Raw genomic sequence first — 22,391 nt, 5'->3', positions numbered from 1 at the left:
CGCAGTTGCCCGTATTGGTCCTGCTTACTGCGAAATCTGCTTGGCCGCTTCGACCTGCGATTCGAAGTACGTCTGGAACGACAGCGCGAGTGCGGTCATCAACAGGAACGCGCCGATCAGCAGCGAGAAGATCACGACGAAGATCACGGTCCAGCCCGACCGGCTGTGCTTGCCGGTGTCCGCGTTGAATTGCGCATCCCATTTTTCGTCGGGGCGCAGCCCGTAGACGAGCGCGGCGAGGAACGCCGCCAGCAGCGAGATTGCGCCGGGTACCGCGAGCCACCAGCCGAGGCCGGCGCTGCGCTGGGTGGCGGCGAGCAGGAGGAAGCCGGGGACGCCGACGATCGTCGCGAGCAAATGGGCCCAGCCGTACACGTCGCGAAAGCCGTACAGATAGAAGCGGTGCGCGCCGAGCGATCCGAGCAGGAACGCGAGGGCGGCGGTGAGCGTCTTGGAGCGGAAGCGGCGGGGCGATGCGGTGCTGCTGGACATGGATGGCGGCGTATTGTCGTTGGCATGGGCGGCCGGCAGGCCGGCGCGGGCGCGCGGCCCGGCCCGCATTCTACGATGCCCGGTCGGGCCCGGTCACCCCTCGCCTGCGTCAAGGTGCCGCATACGTCACGCGGTAGATCGCGCCCGCGTAATCGTCGCTGACGAGCAGCGAGCCGTCCGGCAGCGGCAATACATCGGCCGGGCGTCCCCATACCGTGCCGTCGGGCCGCAGCCAGCCCGTGATGAACGGTGTCTGGCGTGCGTGGCTGCCGTCCGCCGATGCGACCACGCGCATCACGCGGTAGCCGACCTTCGTGCTGCGGTTCCACGAGCCGTGTTCGGCAATGAAGACATTGTTGCGATACGACGCCGGAAACATCGTCCCGGTATAGAAGCGCATCCCGAGCGCCGCGACATGCGCGCCGAGTTTCAGGACGGGCGGCACATAACGGCGGCAGACGTCGGCGCTGCCGAATTCGGGGTCGGGCGTATCGCCGCCGTGGCAGTATGGAAAACCGAAGTCGAGGCCGGTGCGCGGCGCGCGGTTCAGCTTGTCGTCGGGTACGTCGTCGCCCATCATGTCGCGCCCGTTGTCGGCGAACCACAGCTCGCCCGAATCAGGGTGCCATGCAAAGCCGACCGTATTGCGTATGCCGCGAGCGACCACTTCACGCCCGCTGCCGTCGGCGTTCATCCGCGCGATGATCGCGTAGCGGCCGCGATCGGCGAGGCAGGCGTTGCATGGCGCGCCGACCGGCACGTACAACTTGCCGTCGGGGCCGAACGCGATGAATTTCCAGCCGTGATGGTGGTCGGTCGGCAGCGCGTCGGTCACGACGGCAGGAGCGGGCGGTCCGGCGAGCCGGTCGTCGATATGGTCGAGGCGCAGGATGCGCGAGACGGCGGATATATAGAGGGCACCGTCGCGATAGGCGACGCCGACGGGCATGTCGAGCCCGGACGCGACTACGTAGCGTGCGCTGATCCGGCCCTCGTGCATCACGAACGCATGGACGCGGCCGTCCCGCGTGCCGACATACAGGATGCCGCGCGGCGACCACGCCATTTCGCGTGCGGCCGGTACGGCGTCGGTCAGCACGTCCACATGGAAGCCGGGCGGCACGACGAGTTCGTTCACCGGCAGCGGCGCGGCAAACGCCGATGCGGATGCGAGGCAGGCAAGGCTGGCAAGCAGCGCCGCGAATGGTGGGCGCTGCACGTGGCGCATCGGGGTGGCGCGAAGGGGCGGCATGATGGTCGAGAGCATCCTGGACACGACGATTGTAGGCCCGGCGGACGGGCCGTCCGCGGATTTTTACGCGTAAGTGTTTGTTGTACCTCTGGTTTCCGGCTATAATCGCGTGTTTCAGTAGTTTCGAACCCGGTTTTCCGAAGGACATCATATGGTTATCATCCGTCTGGCTCGTGGCGGCTCGAAGAAGCGCCCGTTCTACAACATCGTTGCTACCGATTCGCGTAACCGTCGTGACGGCCGCTTCATCGAGCGCGTCGGCTTCTACAACCCGGTCGCCACGAAGGGCGAATCGCTGCGTATCGCTCAGGATCGCCTGACGTACTGGCAAGGCGTTGGCGCGCAACTGTCGCCGACCGTCCAGCGTCTCGTGAAGGAAGCGCAAAAGGCGCAACCGGCTGCCTAACATGGCACGGTGTGCCGGTCGTACCGGCTGTGAGGTGCATTGATGGCGGGTCACGATTCCGGTAATGCAGGGCGCGGGCGTGCGTCATTCGGCGCATTCGTCCGCAAGCCGGTCGAGCGCGACACGGTCGCGAACGCCGGTCAGGCTGCCGAACAAGGCAGTCCCGAAGCGACGCAAGCCTGGCCCGACGATGCCGTCGAGGTCGGGGCGGTGGTCGACGCCTACGGCCTGAAGGGCTGGGTCAAGGTGGCGACGCATGCCGATGCCGGTCGCGGTGGCGACGCGCTGCTCAACGCGCGTCGCTGGTGGCTGGAACGCGGTGCGGAGCGGCTTTCCGTCCGCATCATGCAGTCGAAGACGCACAGCGACACTGTCGTTGCGCAACCCGCGGGCGTCAGCGACCGCGATGCCGCGCTGTCCATGCGCGGCTTTCGCGTGTTCGTGCGCCGGGAAGATTTCCCGGCACTGGCCGCGGACGAATTCTATTGGGTCGACCTGATCGGTCTCGAGGTGGTCAACGAGCAATCGGTGGCGCTCGGGAAGGTGAGCGGGATGATCGACAACGGCGTGCATTCGATCATGCGTGTCGAGTATCCGGCAACCGGCAAAGACGGTCAGCCGACCACCGACGAGCGGTTGATTCCGTTCGTCGGCGTCTACGTCAAAACGGTGGATCAGGCGGCGCGTCGCATCGTCGTCGACTGGGAAGCCGATTACTGAAATGAACCAGGTTACCGAGAGCGCGGTGCAGTTCGACGTCGTCACGCTCTTTCCCGAGATGTTCCGCGCACTGACCGACTGGGGAATCACCAGCCGGGCCGTCAAGCAGGGGCGCTTCGGGCTGCGCACCTGGAACCCGCGTGATTTCACGACGGACAACTACCGCACGGTCGACGATCGTCCATACGGCGGCGGTCCGGGCATGGTGATGCTGGCCAGGCCGCTCGAAGCCGCGATCGACGCCGCGAAAGCGGCGCAGGCGGAGCAGGGCATCGCGAGCACGCGCGTCGTGATGATGTCGCCGCAAGGCGCGCCGCTCACGCATGATCGTGCGGTGCGGATGGCGCAGGAACCCGGCGTCGTCGTGCTGTGCGGTCGCTACGAAGCGATCGACCAGCGCCTGCTCGACCGTTGCGTCGACGAGGAAATCAGCCTCGGCGATTTCGTGCTGTCGGGCGGCGAACTGCCGGCGATGGCGCTGATGGATGCGGTCGTGCGGTTGCTGCCCGGCGTGCTGAACGATTCGCTGTCGGCCGTGCAGGACAGCTTCGCCGACGGCCTGCTCGATTGTCCGCACTACACGCGCCCGGAGGAATACGACGGCGTGCGCGTGCCGGACGTGCTGCTCGGCGGGCATCATGCCGAGATCGAGCGGTGGCGGCGCCAGGAAGCATTGAGGAATACGTTGCGGAAGCGGCCGGACCTGATCGTCCGGGCGCGCCGCGAGAAGTTGTTGAGCCGCGCCGACGAAGCGTGGCTCGCGAACCTCGCACGCGAAGCGAAGGACGCCTCCTGAGGCGGCTGCGCGAGCGGGAATTGGCGGTGCCGTACATGCGTGTGCGGCGCCTGATGTGAATCCATCCTCTATCGGGGCCAGGCCTGGAAGCAGGCGGGTGTGAACGCCGACACGATGGCATAAGGAGTCAGTAATGAATCTGATCGCAAAACTTGAGCAGGAAGAGATCGAGCGCGCGCTCGCCGGCAAGACGATCCCCGAATTCGCCCCGGGCGACACGGTGATCGTGAACGTGAACGTGGTTGAAGGTACCCGCAAGCGCGTTCAGGCTTACGAAGGCGTCGTGATCGCGATTCGCAATCGTGGTCTGAACTCGAACTTCATCGTCCGCAAGATCTCGTCGGGCGAAGGCGTCGAGCGTACGTTCCAGACGTACTCGCCGCTGCTGGCGAGCATCGTCGTGAAGCGTCGCGGTGATGTGCGTCGTGCGAAGCTGTACTACCTGCGCGAGCGTTCGGGCAAGTCGGCTCGTATCAAGGAAAAGCTGGTGTCGAAGGATCGCGCCGCAGCAGCTTCCCAAGAGTAAGAGCTGTAAGGAAAAAGCACCCAACCGGGTGCTTTTTTCATTCTGGCGCGACAATATGCTCGATACGACACGAACCCGAGAGCTCCATTGAATCGCCGCCCCATCATCGATCCCGAAGTATTGCCGGTCGAAGGCACCGGTGCCGGCCTGCCTGTCATCGATTCCCGGCTGATGACGCCGTCCGGCCTGCGCGAACGGTTCGCGCGCACGCTCGAATGGAGCGTCGAGCCCGGCGAAGCGAGGCTGCAGGAAGGCGTCGATCCACGTAGCGCGGCCGTCCTCATGCCGCTGGTCGTCCGCGAGTCGGGCCTCACCGTGCTGCTGACGCAGCGCGCCGATCACCTGAACGACCACGCCGGACAGATCAGCTTTCCCGGCGGCCGTCGCGAGCCGTTCGACCGCGACGCGACCGCCACCGCGTTGCGCGAGGCGAAGGAGGAGATCGGGCTGGCCGCCGAACGCGTCGAGATTCTCGGTGTGCTGCCCGACTACCTGACCGGTACGGGTTTCTGCGTGACGCCGGTCGTTGGACTCGTGCACCCGCCATTCACCGTGCAGGCCGACACGTTCGAAGTTGCCGAAATTTTCGAAGTGCCGCTCGCGTTCGTGATGAATCCCGCGAACCATCAGATCCGCGTGTTCCGGTGGGAAGGCGGCGAGCGTCGTTTTTTTGCCATGCCCTATCCGAACGGCGAACCGGGCGGGCATTACTTCATCTGGGGCGCAACTGCCGCCATGTTTCGCAATCTGTATCGCTTCTTGGCCGCCGGCTAGGCGGGCGCGCCGGCCGGCGCGTGCGACCGGCTGCCGGGCGACCGCGCCGGCAGCCATGCGCGGCTGACGCTGTGCTATCGTTATGCGAAAAATGACATAACTCCGAAGACGGCGCCACGCATGACTTTCTTTTCGGTTCTCCTCGCTCTTATCATCGAACAGGTCCGCGCGTTGTCGCCGAGCAATCCGGTGTTCGCGCTGTTCCAGTTTCATGCGGAAACCGTCGCGCATGGCCTCGACGCCGGCAAGCAGAAGCACGGGCTCCTCGCATGGCTCGCGGTCGTGCTGCCGTGGGTGCTGATCGTCGCGCTGATCTATTTCCTGCTGTACAAGGTGAGCTTCGTGCTCGCGTTCCTGTGGAACGTCGTCGTCGTGTATTTCACGCTCGGCTTCCGTCAGTTCAGCCACTACTTCACCGATATCCATCTCGCGCTCAACAACGACGACGTGCCGCGCGCGCGCGAAATCCTGCATGAGTGGACGGGCATCGACACGGTCGACATGCCGGTTGGCGAAATCGTCCGCCATACGTTGATCCATGCGGTCGTTGCGTCGCATCGCCATGTGTTCGGCGTGTTCTTCTGGTACGTGCTGCCGATCGGCCCGGCCGGCGCCGTGCTGTACCGGATTTCCGAATACCTCGCGCGCAGCTGGTCGACGCCGGGCGACGACCGCACGGCTGCCTTCTCGACGTTCGCGCAGCGCGCGTTCTTCGTGATCGACTGGATTCCGTCCCGGCTGACGGCGCTCGGCTTCGCGATCGTCGGCAATTTCGAGGATGCGATCTACGCGTGGCGCAACCATACACGCCAGTGGCCCGACCCGAACGACGGCGTACTGCTGGCGGCCGGCAGCGGGGCGCTCGGCGCGCGTCTCGCGGGGCCGCTCGCGGAACCGTCGAGCCTCGATGCGCTGGCGGTCGGTGACAGCGGTCCGTTGACGGTTGGTGACGATTGCACGCCGCGCACGCTGCAGTCGGCGGTGGGCCTTGTGTGGCGCGCGGTGATCCTGTGGATGATCCTGCTGCTGATGCTGACGCTGGCCGTCTGGGTATCGTGACGCGCTAACCCGGCGCCCGATGAAATGAAAAGGCCGGCTTGATGCCGGCCTTTTCGCTGTGCGTCAGCGCAGTGCGTTCAGTCATCGAGCGGGTCGCGCACGGCGCCGCATTGCCAGCACGCGGTGAATTGTGCTTCGAGCGCTTCGCCGCACTGCCGGCAGCGCCAGGGTGCTGCGCCGGCCGACGGGCCGTGCGACGCGGCATCGAGGAGCCGGCGGGCGAGCGCGTCGTCGCGTTCGTCGTCGAGCCACAGTTCGGGCGTGCACGCATCGGCGGGCAGGCCGCCGAGCGCGCCGGTCGCGTAGCAGTTGTGCAACTCGCAACCGATGCCGGCCACCTGGAGCACGTTGGCCCAATGCTGCGCGGTTGCAAGATCGGGTGCCTTGAAACGCATCGCCGCTCCTGTCGATGAAGGCCGGCCCGCCTGGCGCCGGCTGGCCGTCGCACACGTCGCGCGATCAGCGGACGATCTGGCTCGCCTCGTGCACGAGCTGCGCGTACAGCGCGTGCCGGGACGGCGCGATGCGGCCGTCGGCGACGGCTTCGAGGATCGCGCAGCCGGGCTCGTGCAGATGATGACAATTATAGAAACGGCAGTCCGCGAGCAGCGGCCGGAATTCCGGAAACGCGCGCTCGAGGCGGCCTTCGGTCAGGTGGTAGAGGCCGAATTCCTGGAAGCCCGGCGAATCGATCAGCGCACCGCCGCCTTCCAGCGGATACAGGCGCGTGAACGTCGTCGTGTGACGGCCGCTGTTCAGCGCGGCCGAAATCTCGCGGGTCGCGGCTTCGGCGTCGGGCACGAGCAGGTTCACGAGCGTCGACTTGCCCATCCCGGACTGGCCGAGCAGGATCGTCGAATGTCCGGCGAGGTGCGGCATCAACTGCGCGCGCGCGTCGTCCGGCGCGCCTTTCACCGACAGCTCGAGCACGTCGTAGCCGAGCGCGCGGTACGGCGCGAGGCGCTCGCGCGCAACCGGCAGCGCGGCCTCGACGTCAATCTTGTTGAGCACCACGAGCGGCTTCAGCTCGTTCGCTTCGGCCGCGATCAGCGCACGGCCGAGCAGATCCTCGCTGAAATAGGGCTCGGTCGCGAGCACGATCAGCAACTGGTCGAGGTTCGCCGCGAACAGCTTCGACTTGAACTGGTCGGAGCGGTACAGCAGGTTGCGCCGTTCGCCGATCTCCACGATCACGCCCTGGTCGGCCGACGCGAGTTCGTACGCGACGCGGTCGCCGACCGCGATGTCGCTCTTCTTGCCGCGCGGGAAGCATTGCAGCATCGGGCCGCCGTCGTCGGGGGCGACGATGTAGTGGCGGCCGTGCGCCGCGATCACGCGGCCTTCGGCCCGTTGCGCGCCCGATGCGCGCGGGGCCGGCTTGCGGGAGGTCGGCTGGCTCATGCGTGCTGCAGCAGGCGGTCGATCCGCTGCGACGCAGGCGGATGCGAGTAGTAGAAGGCCGTGTAGACGGGGTCGGGCGTCAGCGTCGACGCGTTGTCCTCATAGAGTTTCACGAGCGCGCTGACGAGATCCTGCGCGTCGGTCTGGCTGGCCGCGAACGCATCGGCCTCGAATTCGTGCTTGCGCGACGTGAGGCTGCTGAACGGCGTCGCGAAGAACAGGAACACCGGAATCGCGAGGAAGAACAGGATGAGCGCGGCGCCCGCGTTGCTGGTGTCGAGCGACGGCGTGACGCCGAGCCCCGTATAGAACCACGTGCGCTGCGCGAGCCAGCCGAGCAGCGCGAGCAGCACGAGGCTCAGCACGAACGACACGAGCATCCGCTTCATCACGTGGCGGCGCTTGAAGTGGCCGAGCTCGTGCGCGAGCACGGCTTCGATCTCCTGGCCGGACAGGCGCGCGAGCAGCGTGTCGAAGAACACGATCCGCTTCGATGCGCCGAAGCCCGTGAAGTACGCGTTGCCGTGCGCGGAGCGGCGGCTGCCGTCCATCACGAACAGCCCCTTCGCCGCGAAGCCGCAGCGCTTCATCAGCGACTCGATGCGCGCGCGCAGCGCGTCGTCCTTCAGCGGCTCGAACTTGTTGAAGAGCGGCGCGATGAAGGTCGGGTAGATCAGCAGCACGAGCAGCTGGAACGCGACCCACACGATCCAGGTCCACAGCCACCACAGGCTGCCGGCCTGGTTCATCAGCCACAGCACGACGAACAGCAGCGGCAGGCCGAGCGCGGCGCCGAGCAGCGCATTCTTCAGCATGTCGGTGAAGAACAGCCGCTTGGTCATCCGGTTGAAGCCGAAACGCTGCTCGATCCCGAACTGGCGGTAATACTCGAACGGGACGTCGATCACGCTCGTGATCACGAGCACCGCGGCGACCAGCGCGACCTGCTGCCCGTAGCCGCGGCCGAGCCAGCCGGTCAGCAGCGTGTCGAACGCGCCGACGCCGCCGAGCAGCGTGAGGCCGACCAGCACGGCCGCGCTGACGACGATCTCGAGCATCGTCAGCCGGGTGCGCTCGACCGTGTAATCGGCCGCGCGCTGGTGGGCGGTCAGCGGGATGGTGGCGCTGAACTGCGCGGGCACGCCGTTGCGGTGCGCGGCGACGAAGCGGATCTGCCGCGACGCGAGCCACAGCTTGGTGACGACCATCGCGAGTACGGCGATCGCGAACAGCAGGGTGAACGAAAAGGGTGACATCGAAGGCGCCAAAGGGTTCTATGCGAGAATTATATGTTCTTGCGGACCGGCCCCGCTGACGCGATGCCGGCCGCTCCGGGCGCCGCCGCATCGGCGCGCCCGGTCCGCCATTTTCCAGGATGAATCATGACCGATACCGCCGCTTCCGCCAGCCAGCCCGCGCTCGTGCGCAACGAGTTGAACCTCGTCTGGCTCGACATGGAGATGACGGGCCTCGACCCGGATAACGACCGCATCATCGAGATCGCGGTCGTCGTGACCAATTCCACGCTCGACGTCGCCGTCGAGGGCCCGGTGTTCGCGATTCACCAGAGCGACGAGACGCTCGCGAAGATGGACGACTGGAACAAGTCGACGCACGGCCGCTCGGGGCTGATCGACCGCGTGCGCGCATCGACCGTGACCGAGGCGGAAGCCGCCGCGCAACTGCAGGCGTTCCTCGCGCAGTACGTGTCGCCGGGCAAGTCGCCGATGTGCGGCAACTCGATTTGCCAGGACCGCCGCTTCATGGCGCGCTGGATGCCGGAATTCGAGCGGTTCTTCCACTACCGCAACCTCGACGTCAGCACGCTCAAGGAGCTGTGCCGCCGCTGGCAGCCCGCGATCTACAAGGGTTTCCAGAAGCGGGCGATGCACACGGCGCTCGCCGACATCCACGAGTCGATCGACGAACTGAAGTACTACCGCGAGCATTTCCTGATTCCGGCCGCATCGGCGCCGGCAGGCGATTCCGTGCCGGCCGCCTGAGCGGGCCGGCACGCGCGCCACGCCCGGCAAACGCTCAGCGCCGCGCGCTTTTCGGCCGGAACGCCGCGACCACCGCGGCGTCGGTCTCGATATACGGGCCGCCGATCAGGTCGATGCAGTAGGGCACCGCGGCGAAGATGCCGGGCACGGTCGACTTGCCGTCGGCGTCGCGCAGCCCTTCCAGCGTTTCCCGAATCGACTTCGGCTGGCCGGGCAGGTTGATGATCAGCGCCGCATGGTCGGCCGTTTCGCGGATCACCGCGACCTGCCGCGACAGGATCGCGGTCGGCACGAAATTCAGGCTGATCTGCCGCATCTGTTCGCCGAATCCCGGCATTTCCTTCGTCGCCACGGCCAGCGTGGCTTCCGGCGTCACGTCGCGGCGCGCGGGGCCCGTGCCGCCCGTCGTCAGCACGAGGTCGCAGCCGGCGACGTCGACGAGCTCGGCAAGCGTGGCCGAGATCGTCGGCGCGTCGTCCTGGATCAGGCGCGTTTCGGCGCGCCACGGCGAAACCAGCGTGCCGGCGAGCCATTCCTGCAGCGCCGGAATGCCCTTGTCCTCGTAGACGCCCGTACTCGCGCGGTCGCTGATCGACACGAGGCCGACCACGAGCTCGTCCGGACGATTACGCTTCGTCGTCATGGTCGTCTCCGGCGTCGTCGGCCGCTTCGTCATCGCCGCCGAGCGTGCCGCTCGTGGTCTTGATCCACTGGAACAGCTCGCGGAAATAGCGCGGCGGCTTGCCTTGCTGTGCTTCCTTGCGCGCGTTGCGGATCAGCGTGCGGCCTTCCTGGATGTCGGCGTCCGGGTGCTGGCGCAGGAATTCGGTCAGCGCGTCGTCGTTGGCGAGCAACTGGTCGCGCGTGCGCTCGATCCAGTGCAGGCGGGCCGTCGCGGCCTTGTTCACGCCGCGTTGCGCGTCGAGCGCGGTGCGCAGCGCGGCCGTTTCGTCGTCGGTCAGCGAGCGCATCACGCGGCCGACGTACTGGAGCTGGCGGCGCTTGCCTTCGTGATCGGTGATCCGGCGCGCCTCGCGCACGGCGTCCGAGAGACTTTCGGGCATCGGCATGCGCTTCAGTGCGTCTTTCGGCAGGTCGACGAGCGCCTGGCCGAGCACCTGCAACTCGTGCATCTCGCGCTTCAACTGGGATTTGCTGGGGCGATCGTAGCCATTGTCGTCGGCTTCGGCGGCAGGCTCGATCGGCTGGATTCGGGTTTTGCGTGTCATGGGCCGCATTGTATCGCGGCGCGGATACCCCAAGCTTGTCTGTGTCCGGCCCCGGACCTTGCTATGATCGCGGAATACGCAACATTTTGACCATGCGGGCGCCCGCCCGCCACCGGATACCAAGACGATGGCAGCCAATCTCGACGTACAAGCGCGCTATTTCCCGCACACGCAGGACCAGCTCAAAGAAATCGCATCGGACATCCTTCGCCATGCGAAGGCGCTCGGCGCGACGGACGCCGCGACCGAAATCTCCGAGGGCGACGGCCTGTCGGTGTCGGTGCGCCGCGGCGAAGTCGAAACGATCGAGCACAACCGCGACAAGATGGTCGGCGTCACCGTGTTCATCGGCAAGAAGCGCGGCAACGCGAGCACGTCGGACTTCTCGCCGGCCGCGATCAAGGATACCGTCGCCGCCGCCTACAACATCGCGCGCTTCACGGCCGAGGACGAAGCGGCCGGCCTCGCCGAAGCCGGGCTGCTCGAAACCGACCCGCGCGACCTCGACCTGTACCACCCGTGGGCGCTGTCGGCCGACGAGGCCGTCGAGCTCGCCCGCCGCGCGGAAGACGCCGCGTTCGCGGTCAGCCCGCAGATCCGCAATTCGGAAGGCGCGAGCGTGTCGGCGCAGCACTCGCAGTTCGTGCTCGCGACGTCGCGCGGCTTCCTCGCCGGCTATCCGTACTCGCGCCACTACATCGCATGCGCGCCGATCGCGGGCAGCGGCCGTCACATGCAGCGCGACGACTGGTATTCGTCGAAGCGCAGCGCGATCGATCTCGCCGCGCCCGAAGCGGTGGGCCGTTACGCGGCCGAACGCGCGCTCGCGCGGATGGGCGCGCGCCGTCTCGACACCCGCAAGGTGCCCGTGCTGTTCGAGGCGCCGCTCGCGGCCGGCCTGCTCGGCGCATTCGTGCAGGCGGTGAGCGGCGGCGCGCTGTATCGCAAGACGTCGTTTCTCGTCGACAGCCTCGGCAAGCCGGTGTTCGCGCCGCACGTCCAGGTCGTCGAGGATCCGCACGTACCGCGCGCGATGGGCAGCGCGCCGTTCGACGAGGAAGGCGTGCGCACGCGTGCGCGCAGCGTCGTGAAGGACGGCGTCGTCGAAGGCTATTTCCTGTCGACCTATTCGGCACGCAAGCTCGGCACGCAAACCACCGGTAACGCAGGCGGCTCGCACAACCTCGCGCTGCGCAGCTCGAGCACGCAGGCGGGCGACGACTTCGACGCGATGCTGAAGAAGCTCGGCACGGGCCTGCTGCTGACCGAGCTGATGGGGCAGGGCGTGAACTACGTGACGGGCGACTATTCGCGCGGCGCGGCGGGTTTCTGGGTGGAGAACGGCGTGATCCAGTATCCGGTCGAGGAAATCACCGTTGCCAGCACGCTGCAGGAGATGTTCCGCCATATCGTCGCGATCGGCGCGGATTCGATCGTGCGCGGGACGAAGGAAACCGGCTCGGTGCTGATCGAGCAGATGACGATCGCAGGGCAGTAAGCCGCGCGCGGCGCAGGCCGCCAGGAAACAAAAAGCCCGACCGGCGCGAGCCGGTCGGGCTTTTTTCATCGTGCGGAAGAAGACGTCAGTCGCGCTTGCGGGTGTAGACGACGAACGCATAGCCGAACGTGTTCGGCGCAGCAGCCTGATGCGTGTCGCGCGAGATTTCCTGCCAGTGCGCGGCGTCGGGCGCCGGGAACGACGCGTCGCCGTCGAAGTCGGCGTCGATCTCGGTGACGACCAGCTTGTCGGCGAGCGTGAGACCTTCCGCGTAGAGTTGCGCACCGCCGATCAGGAATGCCTCGGGCACGCCGTCGCGCGCGGCGAGCGCCAGTGCATCGGCGAGCGACGTGACCGTGTCGCAGCCTTCGAAACGGCGCGTGGCGTCGCGCGTGACGACGATATTGCGGCGGCCGGGCAGCGGCCGGCCGATCGATTCATGGGTCTTGCGGCCCATCACGATCGGCGCGCCCATCGTCGTGCGCTTGAAGAACGCGAGATCCTCGGGAAGTTTCCAGGGCAACTGGTTGTCGCGGCCGATGATGCCGTTGCGGGCACGCGCGACGATCAGGGTCAACGTCGTCATGAAGGTCGGGGAAGAGGGAAAACGGAATGGGGCCGATTTTACCGGAACGGCGGCGCGCGCCGGATTCCGCACGCTGGCGCGGGCATCGGCGTTTCTGGCGTCGTGCGCCGCGACGCGTGATCCCCCGCGTCGCGACGACCGTCCGAATAAAAAGCGTGCCCGCCGGGGGACGGAGCACAAAATCGGTTTATGTCGCGAGATCGGCGATGCCGGTTCTGCTCGATGGCATCCCGTTCGACCGGATCATCAGTTCAATATGCAATCCTGATTGCATTGAAGCGGCGAATGCTCAGGGGTGCATATTGCCTCGCGCGTTGCCTTCCATCGCATGCCGGATGTCACCCGGTTGCGGCACCGGCGCCGGCAGCGGCATTGGCAACTGGGGCGGCGGCGGGATCTCGTCCCACAGCGTCACGGAGGCTTTGGCGGCCGGCAGCGGTTGCGGCGCCGACACGGTCACGATACCGAACCGATTGCCGTGCTGCCTGCTCGGCGTGTTGTCGGCAAGCAGTATGGTGCGATCCGGCTGCATGCCTTCGTCCGCGCATGCCGGAGCAGGCGGGCCGGCGGCCGAGAGCAGAAGCGTCATCGGCACGAAAGGAAGTAAAAGAGGTTTTCGCATGGCGACTGTCTCCGATCGTGTACGTATTCAGCGAAATACATGCCACCGTACCGGGACCATTGCCGCCATTGCGATTCGCGCTCGAGCGTTGCGAATGGTGGCCGAAAACGCCTGAAAAATGTTTCAGGCCTGAAACGATGGGGCTCGGGAATACTGCTGATTCAATCAATATGCTTCAAGGATGAAAATCGGCGCATGTGTTGATGACGAAACCCTTCCTGCGCATGTGCTATGTGCAGATGATTGATCTGCATCGACCTCCTGAGCGATTCGGCCGTATCGCCCTCGGCGCTGAAACGGGTTTGTCGTATTCGGTGCCTATGACCAAGCTGTCTTGATCAAAAATTACTGGACGCGAGATAAGCGCCATCATGCGAGGCTGCGTCGTTGCCGCGCATCGGCATGGCGAATCGAGCCACCTCTGGCTGACCCGATTCGATCCTTTTGCACGCGCTCGGACGTGTGCGGCAATCGTCAGACGGTTGATGAACGGGGTGAGCTATGGGAGCCGATCAGCGGCACGTGATCTACTATTCGCGCGAACCGAACGACGCGTTGCGCAGCCATTTCGACGAATGCGGCTGGCGCGTCGATCTGGCCGAGACCGTGCGCGATGTGCGGCGCGTCGTGCAGCACGGCGTGGCAACCGCCGGCCTGCTCGATTTCTCGCCGGGCTTCAAGCCGTCGGACCTGCGCGAACTCGAATCCTGCCTGAGCATCCAGCACATCGGCTGGATCGCGGCGACGCGGCGCGGCCAGTTGCAGGACGCGACGCTGCGCCATCTCATTCGCGACTATTGCTTCGACTACGTGACGATGCCGTACGAAACGGCGCGGATCGTCGAGACCGTCGGTCATGCGCACGGCATGGTCGCACTGACCGATCCCGTTTCGTCGCCCGTCGGCGCCGGGCGCAGCGAAGGCGAGATGGTCGGCACCTGCGATGCGATGCTCGGGCTCTTCAGGACGATCCGCCGTGTCGCGGCGACCGACGCACCGGTGTTCATTTCCGGCGAGTCGGGCACGGGCAAGGAGCTGACGGCGATCGCGATTCACGAGCGTTCGTCGCGCGCGCAGGCGCCGTTCATCGCGATCAATTGCGGGGCGATTCCGTCGACGCTGCTGCAGGCCGAACTGTTCGGCTATGAACGCGGCGCGTTCACCGGCGCGAACCAGCGCAAGATCGGCCGTGTCGAGGCCGCCAACAGTGGCACGCTGTTTCTCGACGAGATCGGCGATCTGCCGCTCGAAAGCCAGGCGAGCCTGCTGCGCTTCCTGCAGGAAGGCAAGATCGAGCGGCTCGGCGCGCATGTGTCGATACCGGTCGATGTACGCGTGATCTGCGCGACGCATGTGGACATGGAGGCGGCGCTGCGCGAAGGGCGGTTCCGCGAGGACCTGTTTCACCGGCTGTGCGTGCTGAAGATCGAGGAGCCGCCGCTGCGTGCGCGCGGCAAGGACATCGAGGTGCTCGCGCGCCACATGCTCGAGCGCTTCAAGGGCGATGCGCATCGCCGCCTGCGCGGCTTTTCCCCGGATGCGGTCGCGTCGCTGTACGGCTATTCGTGGCCGGGCAACGTGCGCGAGCTGATCAACCGTGTGCGCCGCGCGATCGTGATGTCCGAAGGCCGGATGATCACCGCGGCCGATCTCGAGCTGAACGCCTATGCGACGCTCGCGCCGGTGTCGCTGCTGGAGGCGCGCGAGGCGGCCGAACGGCAGGCGATCGAGCAGGCGCTGCTGCGCCATCGCGGGCGTTTTGCCGATGCCGCGAGGGAGCTCGGCGTGTCGCGCGTCACGCTCTACCGGCTGATGTGCGCGCACGGCATGCGCGATCGCGGCGACACGCTGGCAGGGTTTTCGGTGCCGTTGCCGGAGCTTCCGCGCCACGCTTGCTAAAATCGGCGGGTACGGTCGCCCCTCGCGGCCGAAGGAACCCGCATGAAACAGTATCTCGATCTCGTTCGTACCATTCTCGACACCGGCGCCTGGCAGGAGAACCGCACGGGAATCCGTACCATCAGCATGCCGGGCGCGATGCTGCGCTTCGACCTGCAGCAAGGCTTCCCGGCCGTGACGACCAAGAAGCTCGCGTTCAAGTCCGCGATCGGCGAACTGGTCGGCTTCCTGCGCGCGTCGCGCAGCGCGGCCGATTTCCGCGCGCTCGGCTGCAAGGTGTGGGATGCGAACGCGAACGAGAACGCGCAGTGGCTCGCGAATCCGTATCGCCAGGGCGTCGACGATCTGGGCGACGTATACGGCGTGCAATGGCGCCAGTGGCCGGGCTACAAGGTGCTCGATGCGAGCGCCGACGCGCAGATCGCCGATGCGACGCGCCGCGGCTTCCGGATCGTCACGCGTTTCGACGAAGACGGCGCGCCGAAGGTGCTGCTGTACAAGGCGATCGACCAGTTGCGCCAGTGCCTGGACACGATCATGGAGAACCCGTCCGATCGCCGCATCCTGTTTCACGCGTGGAATCCGGCCGTGCTCGACCAGATCGCGCTGCCCGCATGCCATCTGCTGTACCAGTTCCTGCCGAACGCGACGAAGCGCGAGATTTCGCTGTGCCTGTACATCCGCAGCAACGACGTCGGCCTCGGCACGCCGTTCAATCTGACGGAAGGGGCCGCGCTGCTGTCGCTCGTCGGCCGGCTGACGGGCTACACGCCGCGCTGGTTCACGTATTTCATCGGCGACGCGCACATCTACGAGAACCAGCTCGACATGCTGCAGCAGCAGCTCACGCGCGAGCCGTACGAAAGCCCGCGCCTCGAGATTGCCGAGCGCGTGCCCGAGTACGCGAAGACGGGCGTCTATGCGCCCGAATGGCTGGAGCAGGTCGAGCCGTCCGATTTCTCGCTCGTCGGCTACCGCCACCATGAGCCGCTGACCGCACCGATGGCGGTCTGATCGCGCGGCCGGGGCCGCGCGGTTGCATCGATCCGCACCCCGCAAAAAGGCTCGACCGGTATTCGCCGGTCGAGCCTTTTTGTTTCATCTTTGCTGCACTTACTGGTGATGCCGCTCCTCGTGGCCGCCCTGCGGCGGCGGGTTGCTCGGACGCGGCGCCTCGACGTGCGGCGCCGGCTGCGGCCGTGGTTCTGTCCGGGGGGCGGGCATCGACGGGCGCGGTTCCATGCGGGGCGCCGGCTGCGGTTGCGGACGCGGCTCCATACGCGGCGCCTGCGGCTGCGGACGCGGCACGTCGTGCACCGCGGGCGCCGGCGGACGGTACTCGTTCACGCGCGGCGGCGCGACCTCGCGATGCGGCGCCGGTTGAGCGAAGTCCGGGCGCGGTTGCGGCGCGGGGGCGGCCCGTTCCGGTTGCGGCTGTGCATGCCGTTCCGGCGTCGGGAAATCGGGGCGCGGACGCGGTTGCGGAATCTGCGCGGTATGGTCGGACTGCGGTTGCGGTTGCGGCAGCGCGCGCGGCGCCTCGTTGCGGCCGCCGGGTGGCACACCCTGCGGAGCCGGCACGCGGTCCGGATGCGGCACCGCGGCACTGCGCACGGGCGGCAGCGCATTCTGTCCTGCCGCGTGCAGCGCGGTGGGCGGAGCAGGGCGCTGACGCTCCATCGGCGTGTGCGGCTGCATCCACGCGGGCGACGGCGCGTTGGCTGCGTGCACATTGCCGGTCCCTGCCGGAACGTTGCCCGCGCCCGGCGGATGCGGGACGCCATTACCGGGCGCGAACGCCTGATGCGGCATCGGGTTGCCGGGCGCCGGCGGCGTGCCGCCGTTGGCGAAACGCGGTGCATTGGGCGTTTCGCCGTTCACGGGCCGCGCGACATTCGGCATGCCCGGCGTCGGCGTGCCCGCCCGCCCGGCCTGCTCGCCGGCCGGCTGGCCTTCGCGCGGCGCGCGGGCCGGCTGCACGACGGGGCCGTGCGGATTCACGAGCTGCACGTTGTGCATCGCCCATGCGCCGCCGCCCGGCTTGCCCGGCACGCGGACCGGACGAGCCGTATAGTCGGCCGGCACGTTCGTCTTCACGACGGGCGCGCCGGCACCCGGCACGCGCCCGCCTTGCTGCGCGAGGTGGGCGGCGGCCTGGTCGCGATACGCGGCCGGCACGGCCGGATTGCGCGTCGCGACGTACGGGTGCTGCGCGATCGCCGCCGGCGGCCGGTAGCCGGCATTGCGCAGCCCGCCGGTGAAGCTCTGGCGTACCGGCGCGATGCCGGGCGTGCCCGGCGTGACGTGCGCGTTGCGCCAGTGCTGCGGATCGACGTGCTGCGAGAAGTGCGCGACCGGCTGGCCGTGCACGAACGCGGAGGCCGGCACGGCCGTGATCGCGTGCGGCGCACGGAAGTTCACGTACGTCTTGTTGATGTTGGTGATATTGGTGATGTTCGTCACGTTCACGGTCTTGTTCACGTTGACGTTGTTCACCACGATGTTGCGGTTGACGCGGTCGTAGTAGTGCGGGCTCCAGCCGCCCCAGCCCGGATGCCACGGCTCGCCCGGACCGAGCGCGAACCATGCGCAGCCGGCCGCGGCGACGCCGCCGACCGTGAGCGCGACGCTCCAGTCGGAACCACCCCCGCCCCCGCCGCCCACGAACGCGACGAGCGCCGGCGCATAGACGGGCGGCTGGCTGACGACCATCGGGCCGGGCACCCATGCCCAGCTGTCGTCCACGTACGCCCAGCGGCCGTAGTGATACGGCGCGAAGCCCCACGGCGCGTCGTCGACCCAGGTCCAGCCCCATGGCGCCTGCCAGATCCAGTGGCCGTCGTGATACGGCGCCCAGTCGGCCGGCCTGTCGTTCGGCACCCATACCGCGCCGTAATTCGGGGTGTCGCGCCACGTGCCGTTCGCGTCGAGATCCTGGTAGCCGGGAACGTCGCGGGACACATAACGGGCCGACACCGAGCGCGCTTCGGCCGCGTCGCGGCTGCTGGCCCACTGGTCGAGCGCGTCGGGGCCCGGTGCGGCCGATTGCTGCGCGACCTGCAGGTCGGTGCCGGTGAACACGACCTGCTGCCCCGGCGACAGCGGATACTGGCCGTTGCTGCCGTAGACGGTCGCGCTGCCGCTGCGCACCGTCACCGTCGTGCTCGCGCCGTTCGGCGCGACATCGACGCGATAGTCGCCGGGGCCCACGATGCCGAGCGCGAGGTTCGGCGTGTCGATTTCGTACGATCCGCCGGCCGGCAGATCGCGCACGTGCGTCGACACGGTGCCGAGCCCCACCTTCAATTGCGTCGTCGTGTCGTCGAGGTTCAGCACCGACAGGCTCGTCGATTCGCCGAGCCGCACCGCGGTCGAGCCGATGTGCAGTTCCGAGCGCGCGCCGGCATCGTTCCAGAGCTGATCGCCGGTCGTCAGCGGCCGGTTCACCGCCGCATACGACCATGTGTCGGTGCCGGCCGGTTCGGTCGTCACGGCGCCCGACAGGTAATTGAGCCGCGCGACGCGGCCGGGCGGATCGCCGCCCGGTTGCCGTGCCGCGGCCATATTCGGCGGCGCATCGGCCGATTGCGCGAAGGCGGGCGGCAGCGCCGCCAGCGCGACGAACGCGAGCAGCGTGTAGCGGGCGGTGCGCTTGAGCGTGAACAGGGTGGCCATGGTGAGCGTCATCGTTGTGATCGCGGCGCGTCGATTCGTGCCGTCCAGTTCACAATATCCGCTTGGCCTGTTTCAAGGCACGGTGTTTTGTAAGTCGAAGGGCACGCGATGTAACAAAACCTGTCCATCGCGCGCCGTTGTCGTGCAGCTGCAATGCCGGCGTCAAGCGGACGTAAGCCACGCGTCGAAAACCTGCTGCCCGGGCACCGTGACGCGCAGCACGCGCGGTCGGGCAGCGCGCTCGATCCAGCCGTGCGCGCAGAAGCTTTCGAGTAGCGCCGCGCCGAGTGCGCCGCCGAGATGCGAGCGCCGCTCGCTCCAGTCGAGACAGCCGCACGCGAAGCGGCGCCGGCGCGTGCGCTGCTGCGCGACGTCGATGCCCCATTGCGCGAGCGCTTGCGTGCCGAGTTCGGTCGTCTCGATCGCGTCGCCGTCTGCAAGCAGCCAGCCGCGTGCGGTGAGGCCGTCGAAGATACGTACCGCGAGCTCGCCGGCCATGTGGTCGTAGCAGGTGCGTGCATAGCGCAGTTCGGCCGGGACTGCGCGCGACGGCGGCGGAACCGGGCGATGCGGCGCGGCCGCGCGGGCGACGTTCGCGAGCGCTTCGAGCGAGGCCGCGATGTCGGCCGACGCGATGCGGTAGTAGCGATGCCGGCCGCGCACGTCGAGGGCCAGCAGGCCGCCCTCGGTCAGGCGCGCGAGGTGCGCGCTGGCCGCGGACGGCGACAGCCCCGCGATCATCGTCAGTTCGCCGGCCGGTCGCGCGCTGCCGTCCATCAGCACCCACAGCATCGCGGCGCGGCCGGGATCGGCGATCAGTGCGCCGATGCGGCTCAGGCCCGGAAAATGGTGGTCGTCTTGATCGGTCATCGTCGTGTCTCGTCGAGCGGGATGAGGGGCAGTGTAGTCGGTGCGCGCATTCGATGTTTCGCTTCCGGATGAAATGTCGGATGCAGCGGCGGCGCCCCTGCGCGGACCGGACTGCGGCCCGTTGCAGCGCACGCGTAGAATGGCCGGACGCGGCGGCAGCGGGCCGCCGCATGGGACGCGATGCAACGATGAAGACGATTTTCTGTGTGTTGGCGGCCGCGTTGGTTTGCGCGGCCTGTGCGCAGGGTGGCGCGGGCGCGACCGGCGAGCGCGGCGGCAGTATCGAGATGTACGGGACGATCGACCAGGGCATCACGGTGCGCCGCTGACCGGCGCCGATCCGGCGCGAGCCGGCATGGCCGCCGCAGCCCCGCCACGCGGGGCTTGCAGCGACGCGTTGCCGCAGTGCAACGTATAATGGCCCATTACAGCGCCCCTGCCGCCTGGAGCCAGAACAATGCCCCAACCGTCCCCCGTGCCTGCCGCCCTCGACCGCACCGAAACCGTATTCCGCTTCCTTGCCGAGCCTTCGTCCGTGAACTTCGGCGGCAAGGTGCATGGCGGCGCGCTGATGAAGTGGATCGACGAGGTCGCGTATGCGTGCGCGGCCGTCTGGTCGAGCCGCTATTGCGTGACGGTCAGCGTCGGCAACATCCGTTTCCAGCGTCCGATCCTGGTCGGCAATCTGGTCGAGCTGAAGGCGCGCGTCGTCGCGACGGGCCGTACCAGCATGCACATCCACGTGTCGGTGCATGCCGGCGATCCGAAGGGCGGCGTGCTGCGCCAGACGACCGATTGCCTCGTCGTGTTCGTCGCGGTCGACGAGAACGGCAACCCGGTGCCGGTGCCGCCGTTCGTGCCCGAAACCGACGAGCAGCGGGTGCTGGCGAAATACGCGGCCGACGTGCGGGCCGCGCTCGACAAGATCGTCGAGATGAAGCCGGAAGAAGTCGCGAAGGGCACCGTCTGAGTGCCGCGGGCGCCGCGCTCATTGCGCCGCGCCCGTCGTCCTGCCGTTACCGCGTCCCGATCATCTGCTCGGGGCGAACCCATGCATCGAATTCCGCCTCGGTCAGGTAGCCGAGCGCGAGCGCGGCCGCCTTCAGCGTCGTGCCTTCCTTGTGCGCCTTCTTCGCGATCTGCGCGGACTTGTCGTAGCCGATGTGCGGATTGAGCGCCGTCACGAGCATCAGCGATTCGTTCAGCAACAGGTCGATCCGCGAGCGGTTCGGCTCGATGCCCACCGCGCAGTGATCATTGAAGCTCTGCGCGCCGTCGGCCAGCAGCCGCACCGACTGCAGCACGTTGTGCGCGATCATCGGCCGGAACACGTTCAGCTCGAAATTGCCGCTCGCGCCGCCGACGTTGACCGCGACGTCGTTGCCGAACACCTGGCAGCACAGCATCGTCACGGCTTCCGACTGCGTCGGGTTCACCTTGCCCGGCATGATCGAGCTGCCCGGCTCGTTTTCCGGAATCGACAGCTCGCCGAGCCCGCAGCGCGGCCCGCTCGCGAGCCAGCGCACGTCGTTCGCGATCTTCATCAGGCTGGCCGCGACCGTCTTCAGCGCGCCGTGCGCAAAGACCAGCGCGTCGGCGGCCGCCATCACCTCGAACTTGCTCGGCGCCGTCACGAACGGCAGCTTCGCGAGCCGGCCGATCTCGTCGGCCACGCGCACCGCGAACTCCGGATGCGCATTCAGCCCCGTGCCGACCGCGGTACCGCCAAGCGCGAGTTCGTACAGGTGGGGCAGCGTCGATTCGACGTGACGGATGCCCTGGTCGAGCTGCGCGACATAGCCGGAGAATTCCTGGCCGAGCGTGAGTGGCGTGGCGTCCTGCAGGTGCGTGCGGCCGATCTTCACGATGTCGGCGAACGCCTTCGACTTCGCGTCGAGCGTCGCGCGCAGCGTGCGCAGCGCCGGCAGCAGGTGATTGACGATCGCATACGCGGCCGCGACGTGCATCGCGGTCGGGAACACGTCGTTCGACGACTGGCCGCGGTTCACGTCGTCGTTCGGATGAACCTTGCGCGCTTCGCCGCGCTCGCCGCCCATCAGCTCGCTCGCGCGGTTCGCGATCACCTCGTTGAGGTTCATGTTGGTCTGCGTGCCGGAGCCCGTCTGCCACACCGCGAGCGGGAATTCGCGCGGATGCTTGCCGGCGATGATCTCGTCGGCGGCTTCGATGATCGCGTGCGCCTTGTCGTCGGCGAGCACGCCGAGCGACTGGTTGACGGCCGCCGCGGCGCGCTTGACGATCGCGAGCGCGTGGATCAGCTCGGGCGACTGCTTCTCCGTCGAGATCCGGAAATTCTGCAGCGAGCGCTCGGTCTGCGCGCCCCAGAGCCGGTCGGCCGGCACGGCGATTTCGCCGAACGTGTCGCGTTCCATCCGAACTGCTTCATTCATGATGCACTCCTCCTGGAAAGGGGAAAGGCCGCGCGTCGTCGCGCGGCATCAGACGTAATCAGGCGTATCGTGAGGCCAGTCGCGCCGCTTGCGCGGCGTCTCGAGGGGTTCAGCCGACAAGCATAGCGCCGGCCGCGATTTTGCGTCGTGTCGCGCCTGGGGCCAGCCCAAG

The 22,391-nt window shown here is 67.5% G+C and carries 25 protein-coding genes; 13 read left to right on the top strand and 12 right to left on the bottom strand.

Features of this window, described 5'->3' with window-relative positions:
* Positions 1 to 24: 24 nt before the first annotated feature.
* On the bottom strand, positions 25 to 492 hold the full coding sequence (locus HWW87_RS11085; protein WP_034206731.1) for a TM2 domain-containing protein: 468 nt from the start codon (positions 490 to 492) through the stop codon (positions 25 to 27).
* Between the two features lie 109 nt (positions 493 to 601).
* Entirely contained in the window at positions 602 to 1,744 is a 1,143-nt protein-coding gene (locus HWW87_RS11080) for a PQQ-dependent sugar dehydrogenase (protein WP_175820291.1), read from the bottom strand.
* 151 nt (positions 1,745 to 1,895) lie between these two features.
* Here HWW87_RS11080 and rpsP point away from each other — a divergent pair, with 151 nt between their 5' ends.
* The 6 genes from rpsP (at position 1,896) to HWW87_RS11050 (ending at position 6,025) form a co-directional block, all read left to right on the top strand.
* Positions 1,896 to 2,150: a 30S ribosomal protein S16 gene (gene rpsP / locus HWW87_RS11075; protein WP_006476550.1), complete on the top strand. Its 255-nt coding sequence runs from the start codon at positions 1,896 to 1,898 to the stop codon at positions 2,148 to 2,150.
* Positions 2,151 to 2,192: 42 nt separating this feature from the next.
* Complete coding sequence (rimM, locus tag HWW87_RS11070) at positions 2,193 to 2,870, top strand: ribosome maturation factor RimM (protein WP_174388296.1); 678 nt, start codon at positions 2,193 to 2,195, stop codon at positions 2,868 to 2,870.
* A 1-nt stretch (position 2,871) separates the two neighbouring features.
* Positions 2,872 to 3,666 (top strand): tRNA (guanosine(37)-N1)-methyltransferase TrmD, encoded by a 795-nt coding sequence (gene trmD, locus HWW87_RS11065; protein ID WP_175820290.1) that lies wholly within the window; start codon positions 2,872 to 2,874, stop codon positions 3,664 to 3,666.
* 133 nt (positions 3,667 to 3,799) lie between these two features.
* Entirely contained in the window at positions 3,800 to 4,192 is a 393-nt protein-coding gene (gene rplS / locus HWW87_RS11060; protein ID WP_085039768.1) for a 50S ribosomal protein L19, read from the top strand.
* An 87-nt stretch (positions 4,193 to 4,279) separates the two neighbouring features.
* Positions 4,280 to 4,966, top strand: coding sequence for a CoA pyrophosphatase (locus HWW87_RS11055; RefSeq protein WP_175820289.1), 687 nt, complete (start codon positions 4,280 to 4,282; stop codon positions 4,964 to 4,966).
* 120 nt (positions 4,967 to 5,086) lie between these two features.
* Positions 5,087 to 6,025, top strand: coding sequence for a CobD/CbiB family protein (locus HWW87_RS11050; protein WP_174388293.1), 939 nt, complete (start codon positions 5,087 to 5,089; stop codon positions 6,023 to 6,025).
* Positions 6,026 to 6,102: 77 nt separating this feature from the next.
* Here HWW87_RS11050 and HWW87_RS11045 read toward each other — a convergent pair whose 3' ends face one another.
* The 3 genes from HWW87_RS11045 to HWW87_RS11035 all read right to left on the bottom strand — a co-directional run bounded on the left by HWW87_RS11045 (position 6,103) and on the right by HWW87_RS11035 (position 8,682).
* Positions 6,103 to 6,420 carry a hypothetical protein gene (locus HWW87_RS11045; protein WP_011351362.1) on the bottom strand — a complete coding sequence of 106 codons (318 nt, stop codon included), beginning with the start codon at positions 6,418 to 6,420 and terminating at the stop codon, positions 6,103 to 6,105.
* A 64-nt stretch (positions 6,421 to 6,484) separates the two neighbouring features.
* Positions 6,485 to 7,426 (bottom strand): ribosome small subunit-dependent GTPase A, encoded by a 942-nt coding sequence (gene rsgA / locus HWW87_RS11040; RefSeq protein ID WP_175820288.1) that lies wholly within the window; start codon positions 7,424 to 7,426, stop codon positions 6,485 to 6,487.
* Positions 7,423 to 8,682: a M48 family metallopeptidase gene (locus tag HWW87_RS11035; RefSeq protein ID WP_175820287.1), complete on the bottom strand. Its 1,260-nt coding sequence runs from the start codon at positions 8,680 to 8,682 to the stop codon at positions 7,423 to 7,425. The genes rsgA and HWW87_RS11035 overlap by 4 nt, the downstream gene beginning before the upstream one ends.
* A 126-nt stretch (positions 8,683 to 8,808) precedes the next feature.
* Here HWW87_RS11035 and orn point away from each other — a divergent pair, with 126 nt between their 5' ends.
* Positions 8,809 to 9,429, top strand: a complete 621-nt coding sequence (gene orn / locus HWW87_RS11030; protein ID WP_050011510.1) for an oligoribonuclease — start codon at positions 8,809 to 8,811, stop codon at positions 9,427 to 9,429.
* Between the two features lie 34 nt (positions 9,430 to 9,463).
* Here orn and mog read toward each other — a convergent pair whose 3' ends face one another.
* Together mog and yjgA are read right to left on the bottom strand one after the other, a co-directional pair.
* Positions 9,464 to 10,072 carry a molybdopterin adenylyltransferase gene (gene mog / locus HWW87_RS11025; protein WP_175820286.1) on the bottom strand — a complete coding sequence of 203 codons (609 nt, stop codon included), beginning with the start codon at positions 10,070 to 10,072 and terminating at the stop codon, positions 9,464 to 9,466.
* The gene (gene yjgA, locus HWW87_RS11020; RefSeq protein ID WP_279608011.1) at positions 10,056 to 10,658 is read right to left on the bottom strand and encodes a ribosome biogenesis factor YjgA; all 603 of its coding nucleotides are present in this window, start codon (positions 10,656 to 10,658) and stop codon (positions 10,056 to 10,058) included. Before yjgA ends, mog begins: the two co-directional genes overlap by 17 nt.
* A gap of 127 nt (positions 10,659 to 10,785) precedes the next feature.
* Here yjgA and pmbA point away from each other — a divergent pair, with 127 nt between their 5' ends.
* Positions 10,786 to 12,156, top strand: coding sequence for a metalloprotease PmbA (gene pmbA, locus HWW87_RS11015; RefSeq protein WP_175820284.1), 1,371 nt, complete (start codon positions 10,786 to 10,788; stop codon positions 12,154 to 12,156).
* A gap of 85 nt (positions 12,157 to 12,241) precedes the next feature.
* Here the strand turns inward: pmbA and HWW87_RS11010 are convergent, their stop codons facing one another.
* On the bottom strand, positions 12,242 to 12,742 hold the full coding sequence (locus HWW87_RS11010) for a dihydrofolate reductase (protein WP_175820283.1): 501 nt from the start codon (positions 12,740 to 12,742) through the stop codon (positions 12,242 to 12,244).
* Here HWW87_RS11010 and HWW87_RS11005 point away from each other — a divergent pair.
* Positions 12,741 to 13,010: a hypothetical protein gene (locus tag HWW87_RS11005; protein WP_175820282.1), complete on the top strand. Its 270-nt coding sequence runs from the start codon at positions 12,741 to 12,743 to the stop codon at positions 13,008 to 13,010. The genes HWW87_RS11010 and HWW87_RS11005 overlap by 2 nt on opposite strands.
* A gap of 21 nt (positions 13,011 to 13,031) precedes the next feature.
* Here the strand turns inward: HWW87_RS11005 and HWW87_RS11000 are convergent, their stop codons facing one another.
* On the bottom strand, positions 13,032 to 13,364 hold the full coding sequence (locus HWW87_RS11000) for a hypothetical protein (protein ID WP_175820281.1): 333 nt from the start codon (positions 13,362 to 13,364) through the stop codon (positions 13,032 to 13,034).
* A gap of 501 nt (positions 13,365 to 13,865) precedes the next feature.
* On the opposite strand from HWW87_RS11000, the gene HWW87_RS10995 reads away from it, so the two are divergent.
* Entirely contained in the window at positions 13,866 to 15,263 is a 1,398-nt protein-coding gene (locus HWW87_RS10995) for a sigma-54 dependent transcriptional regulator (protein ID WP_175820280.1), read from the top strand.
* Positions 15,264 to 15,305: 42 nt separating this feature from the next.
* Positions 15,306 to 16,277: a thymidylate synthase gene (locus HWW87_RS10990; protein ID WP_059501636.1), complete on the top strand. Its 972-nt coding sequence runs from the start codon at positions 15,306 to 15,308 to the stop codon at positions 16,275 to 16,277.
* A gap of 99 nt (positions 16,278 to 16,376) precedes the next feature.
* Here the strand turns inward: HWW87_RS10990 and HWW87_RS10985 are convergent, their stop codons facing one another.
* Positions 16,377 to 18,950, bottom strand: coding sequence for a DUF6600 domain-containing protein (locus HWW87_RS10985; RefSeq protein WP_244107179.1), 2,574 nt, complete (start codon positions 18,948 to 18,950; stop codon positions 16,377 to 16,379).
* A gap of 150 nt (positions 18,951 to 19,100) precedes the next feature.
* Entirely contained in the window at positions 19,101 to 19,808 is a 708-nt protein-coding gene (locus HWW87_RS10980; protein WP_175820279.1) for a helix-turn-helix transcriptional regulator, read from the bottom strand.
* Between the two features lie 188 nt (positions 19,809 to 19,996).
* On the opposite strand from HWW87_RS10980, the gene HWW87_RS10975 reads away from it, so the two are divergent.
* Complete coding sequence (locus tag HWW87_RS10975; protein WP_174432358.1) at positions 19,997 to 20,137, top strand: hypothetical protein; 141 nt, start codon at positions 19,997 to 19,999, stop codon at positions 20,135 to 20,137.
* A 128-nt stretch (positions 20,138 to 20,265) separates the two neighbouring features.
* Positions 20,266 to 20,778: an acyl-CoA thioesterase gene (locus tag HWW87_RS10970; protein WP_023475851.1), complete on the top strand. Its 513-nt coding sequence runs from the start codon at positions 20,266 to 20,268 to the stop codon at positions 20,776 to 20,778.
* A 46-nt stretch (positions 20,779 to 20,824) separates the two neighbouring features.
* On the opposite strand, the gene fumC is transcribed toward HWW87_RS10970, so the two are convergent.
* Positions 20,825 to 22,219, bottom strand: a complete 1,395-nt coding sequence (gene fumC / locus HWW87_RS10965) for a class II fumarate hydratase (protein ID WP_174388282.1) — start codon at positions 22,217 to 22,219, stop codon at positions 20,825 to 20,827.
* Between the last annotated feature and the right edge of the window lie 172 nt (positions 22,220 to 22,391).

Source organism: Burkholderia sp. BCC0419, assembly GCF_902830285.1.
In the GTDB taxonomy this organism is placed as follows: Bacteria; Pseudomonadota; Gammaproteobacteria; order Burkholderiales; family Burkholderiaceae; genus Burkholderia.
The sequence above is the reverse complement of the archived record's forward strand: the minus strand, read 5'-3'. Positions and strand labels throughout refer to the sequence as shown.

Bases quoted from the DNA above. Each gene is read 5' to 3' on its own strand.
- HWW87_RS11085 (WP_034206731.1), bottom strand. From the start codon at position 492: ATGTCCAGCAGCACCGCATCGCCCCGCCGCTTCCGCTCCAAGACGCTC.
- HWW87_RS11080 (WP_175820291.1), bottom strand. From the start codon at position 1,744: ATGCCGCCCCTTCGCGCCACCCCGATGCGCCACGTGCAGCGCCCACCA.
- rpsP (WP_006476550.1), top strand. From the start codon at position 1,896: ATGGTTATCATCCGTCTGGCTCGTGGCGGCTCGAAGAAGCGCCCGTTC.
- rimM (WP_174388296.1), top strand. From the start codon at position 2,193: ATGGCGGGTCACGATTCCGGTAATGCAGGGCGCGGGCGTGCGTCATTC.
- trmD (WP_175820290.1), top strand. From the start codon at position 2,872: ATGAACCAGGTTACCGAGAGCGCGGTGCAGTTCGACGTCGTCACGCTC.
- rplS (WP_085039768.1), top strand. From the start codon at position 3,800: ATGAATCTGATCGCAAAACTTGAGCAGGAAGAGATCGAGCGCGCGCTC.
- HWW87_RS11050 (WP_174388293.1), top strand. From the start codon at position 5,087: ATGACTTTCTTTTCGGTTCTCCTCGCTCTTATCATCGAACAGGTCCGC.
- HWW87_RS11045 (WP_011351362.1), bottom strand. From the start codon at position 6,420: ATGCGTTTCAAGGCACCCGATCTTGCAACCGCGCAGCATTGGGCCAAC.
- rsgA (WP_175820288.1), bottom strand. From the start codon at position 7,426: ATGAGCCAGCCGACCTCCCGCAAGCCGGCCCCGCGCGCATCGGGCGCG.
- HWW87_RS11035 (WP_175820287.1), bottom strand. From the start codon at position 8,682: ATGTCACCCTTTTCGTTCACCCTGCTGTTCGCGATCGCCGTACTCGCG.
- orn (WP_050011510.1), top strand. From the start codon at position 8,809: ATGACCGATACCGCCGCTTCCGCCAGCCAGCCCGCGCTCGTGCGCAAC.
- mog (WP_175820286.1), bottom strand. From the start codon at position 10,072: ATGACGACGAAGCGTAATCGTCCGGACGAGCTCGTGGTCGGCCTCGTG.
- yjgA (WP_279608011.1), bottom strand. From the start codon at position 10,658: ATGACACGCAAAACCCGAATCCAGCCGATCGAGCCTGCCGCCGAAGCC.
- pmbA (WP_175820284.1), top strand. From the start codon at position 10,786: ATGGCAGCCAATCTCGACGTACAAGCGCGCTATTTCCCGCACACGCAG.
- HWW87_RS11005 (WP_175820282.1), top strand. From the start codon at position 12,741: ATGAAGGTCGGGGAAGAGGGAAAACGGAATGGGGCCGATTTTACCGGA.
- HWW87_RS11010 (WP_175820283.1), bottom strand. From the start codon at position 12,742: ATGACGACGTTGACCCTGATCGTCGCGCGTGCCCGCAACGGCATCATC.
- HWW87_RS11000 (WP_175820281.1), bottom strand. From the start codon at position 13,364: ATGCGAAAACCTCTTTTACTTCCTTTCGTGCCGATGACGCTTCTGCTC.
- HWW87_RS10995 (WP_175820280.1), top strand. From the start codon at position 13,866: ATGGGAGCCGATCAGCGGCACGTGATCTACTATTCGCGCGAACCGAAC.
- HWW87_RS10990 (WP_059501636.1), top strand. From the start codon at position 15,306: ATGAAACAGTATCTCGATCTCGTTCGTACCATTCTCGACACCGGCGCC.
- HWW87_RS10985 (WP_244107179.1), bottom strand. From the start codon at position 18,950: ATGACGCTCACCATGGCCACCCTGTTCACGCTCAAGCGCACCGCCCGC.
- HWW87_RS10980 (WP_175820279.1), bottom strand. From the start codon at position 19,808: ATGACCGATCAAGACGACCACCATTTTCCGGGCCTGAGCCGCATCGGC.
- HWW87_RS10975 (WP_174432358.1), top strand. From the start codon at position 19,997: ATGAAGACGATTTTCTGTGTGTTGGCGGCCGCGTTGGTTTGCGCGGCC.
- HWW87_RS10970 (WP_023475851.1), top strand. From the start codon at position 20,266: ATGCCCCAACCGTCCCCCGTGCCTGCCGCCCTCGACCGCACCGAAACC.
- fumC (WP_174388282.1), bottom strand. From the start codon at position 22,219: ATGAATGAAGCAGTTCGGATGGAACGCGACACGTTCGGCGAAATCGCC.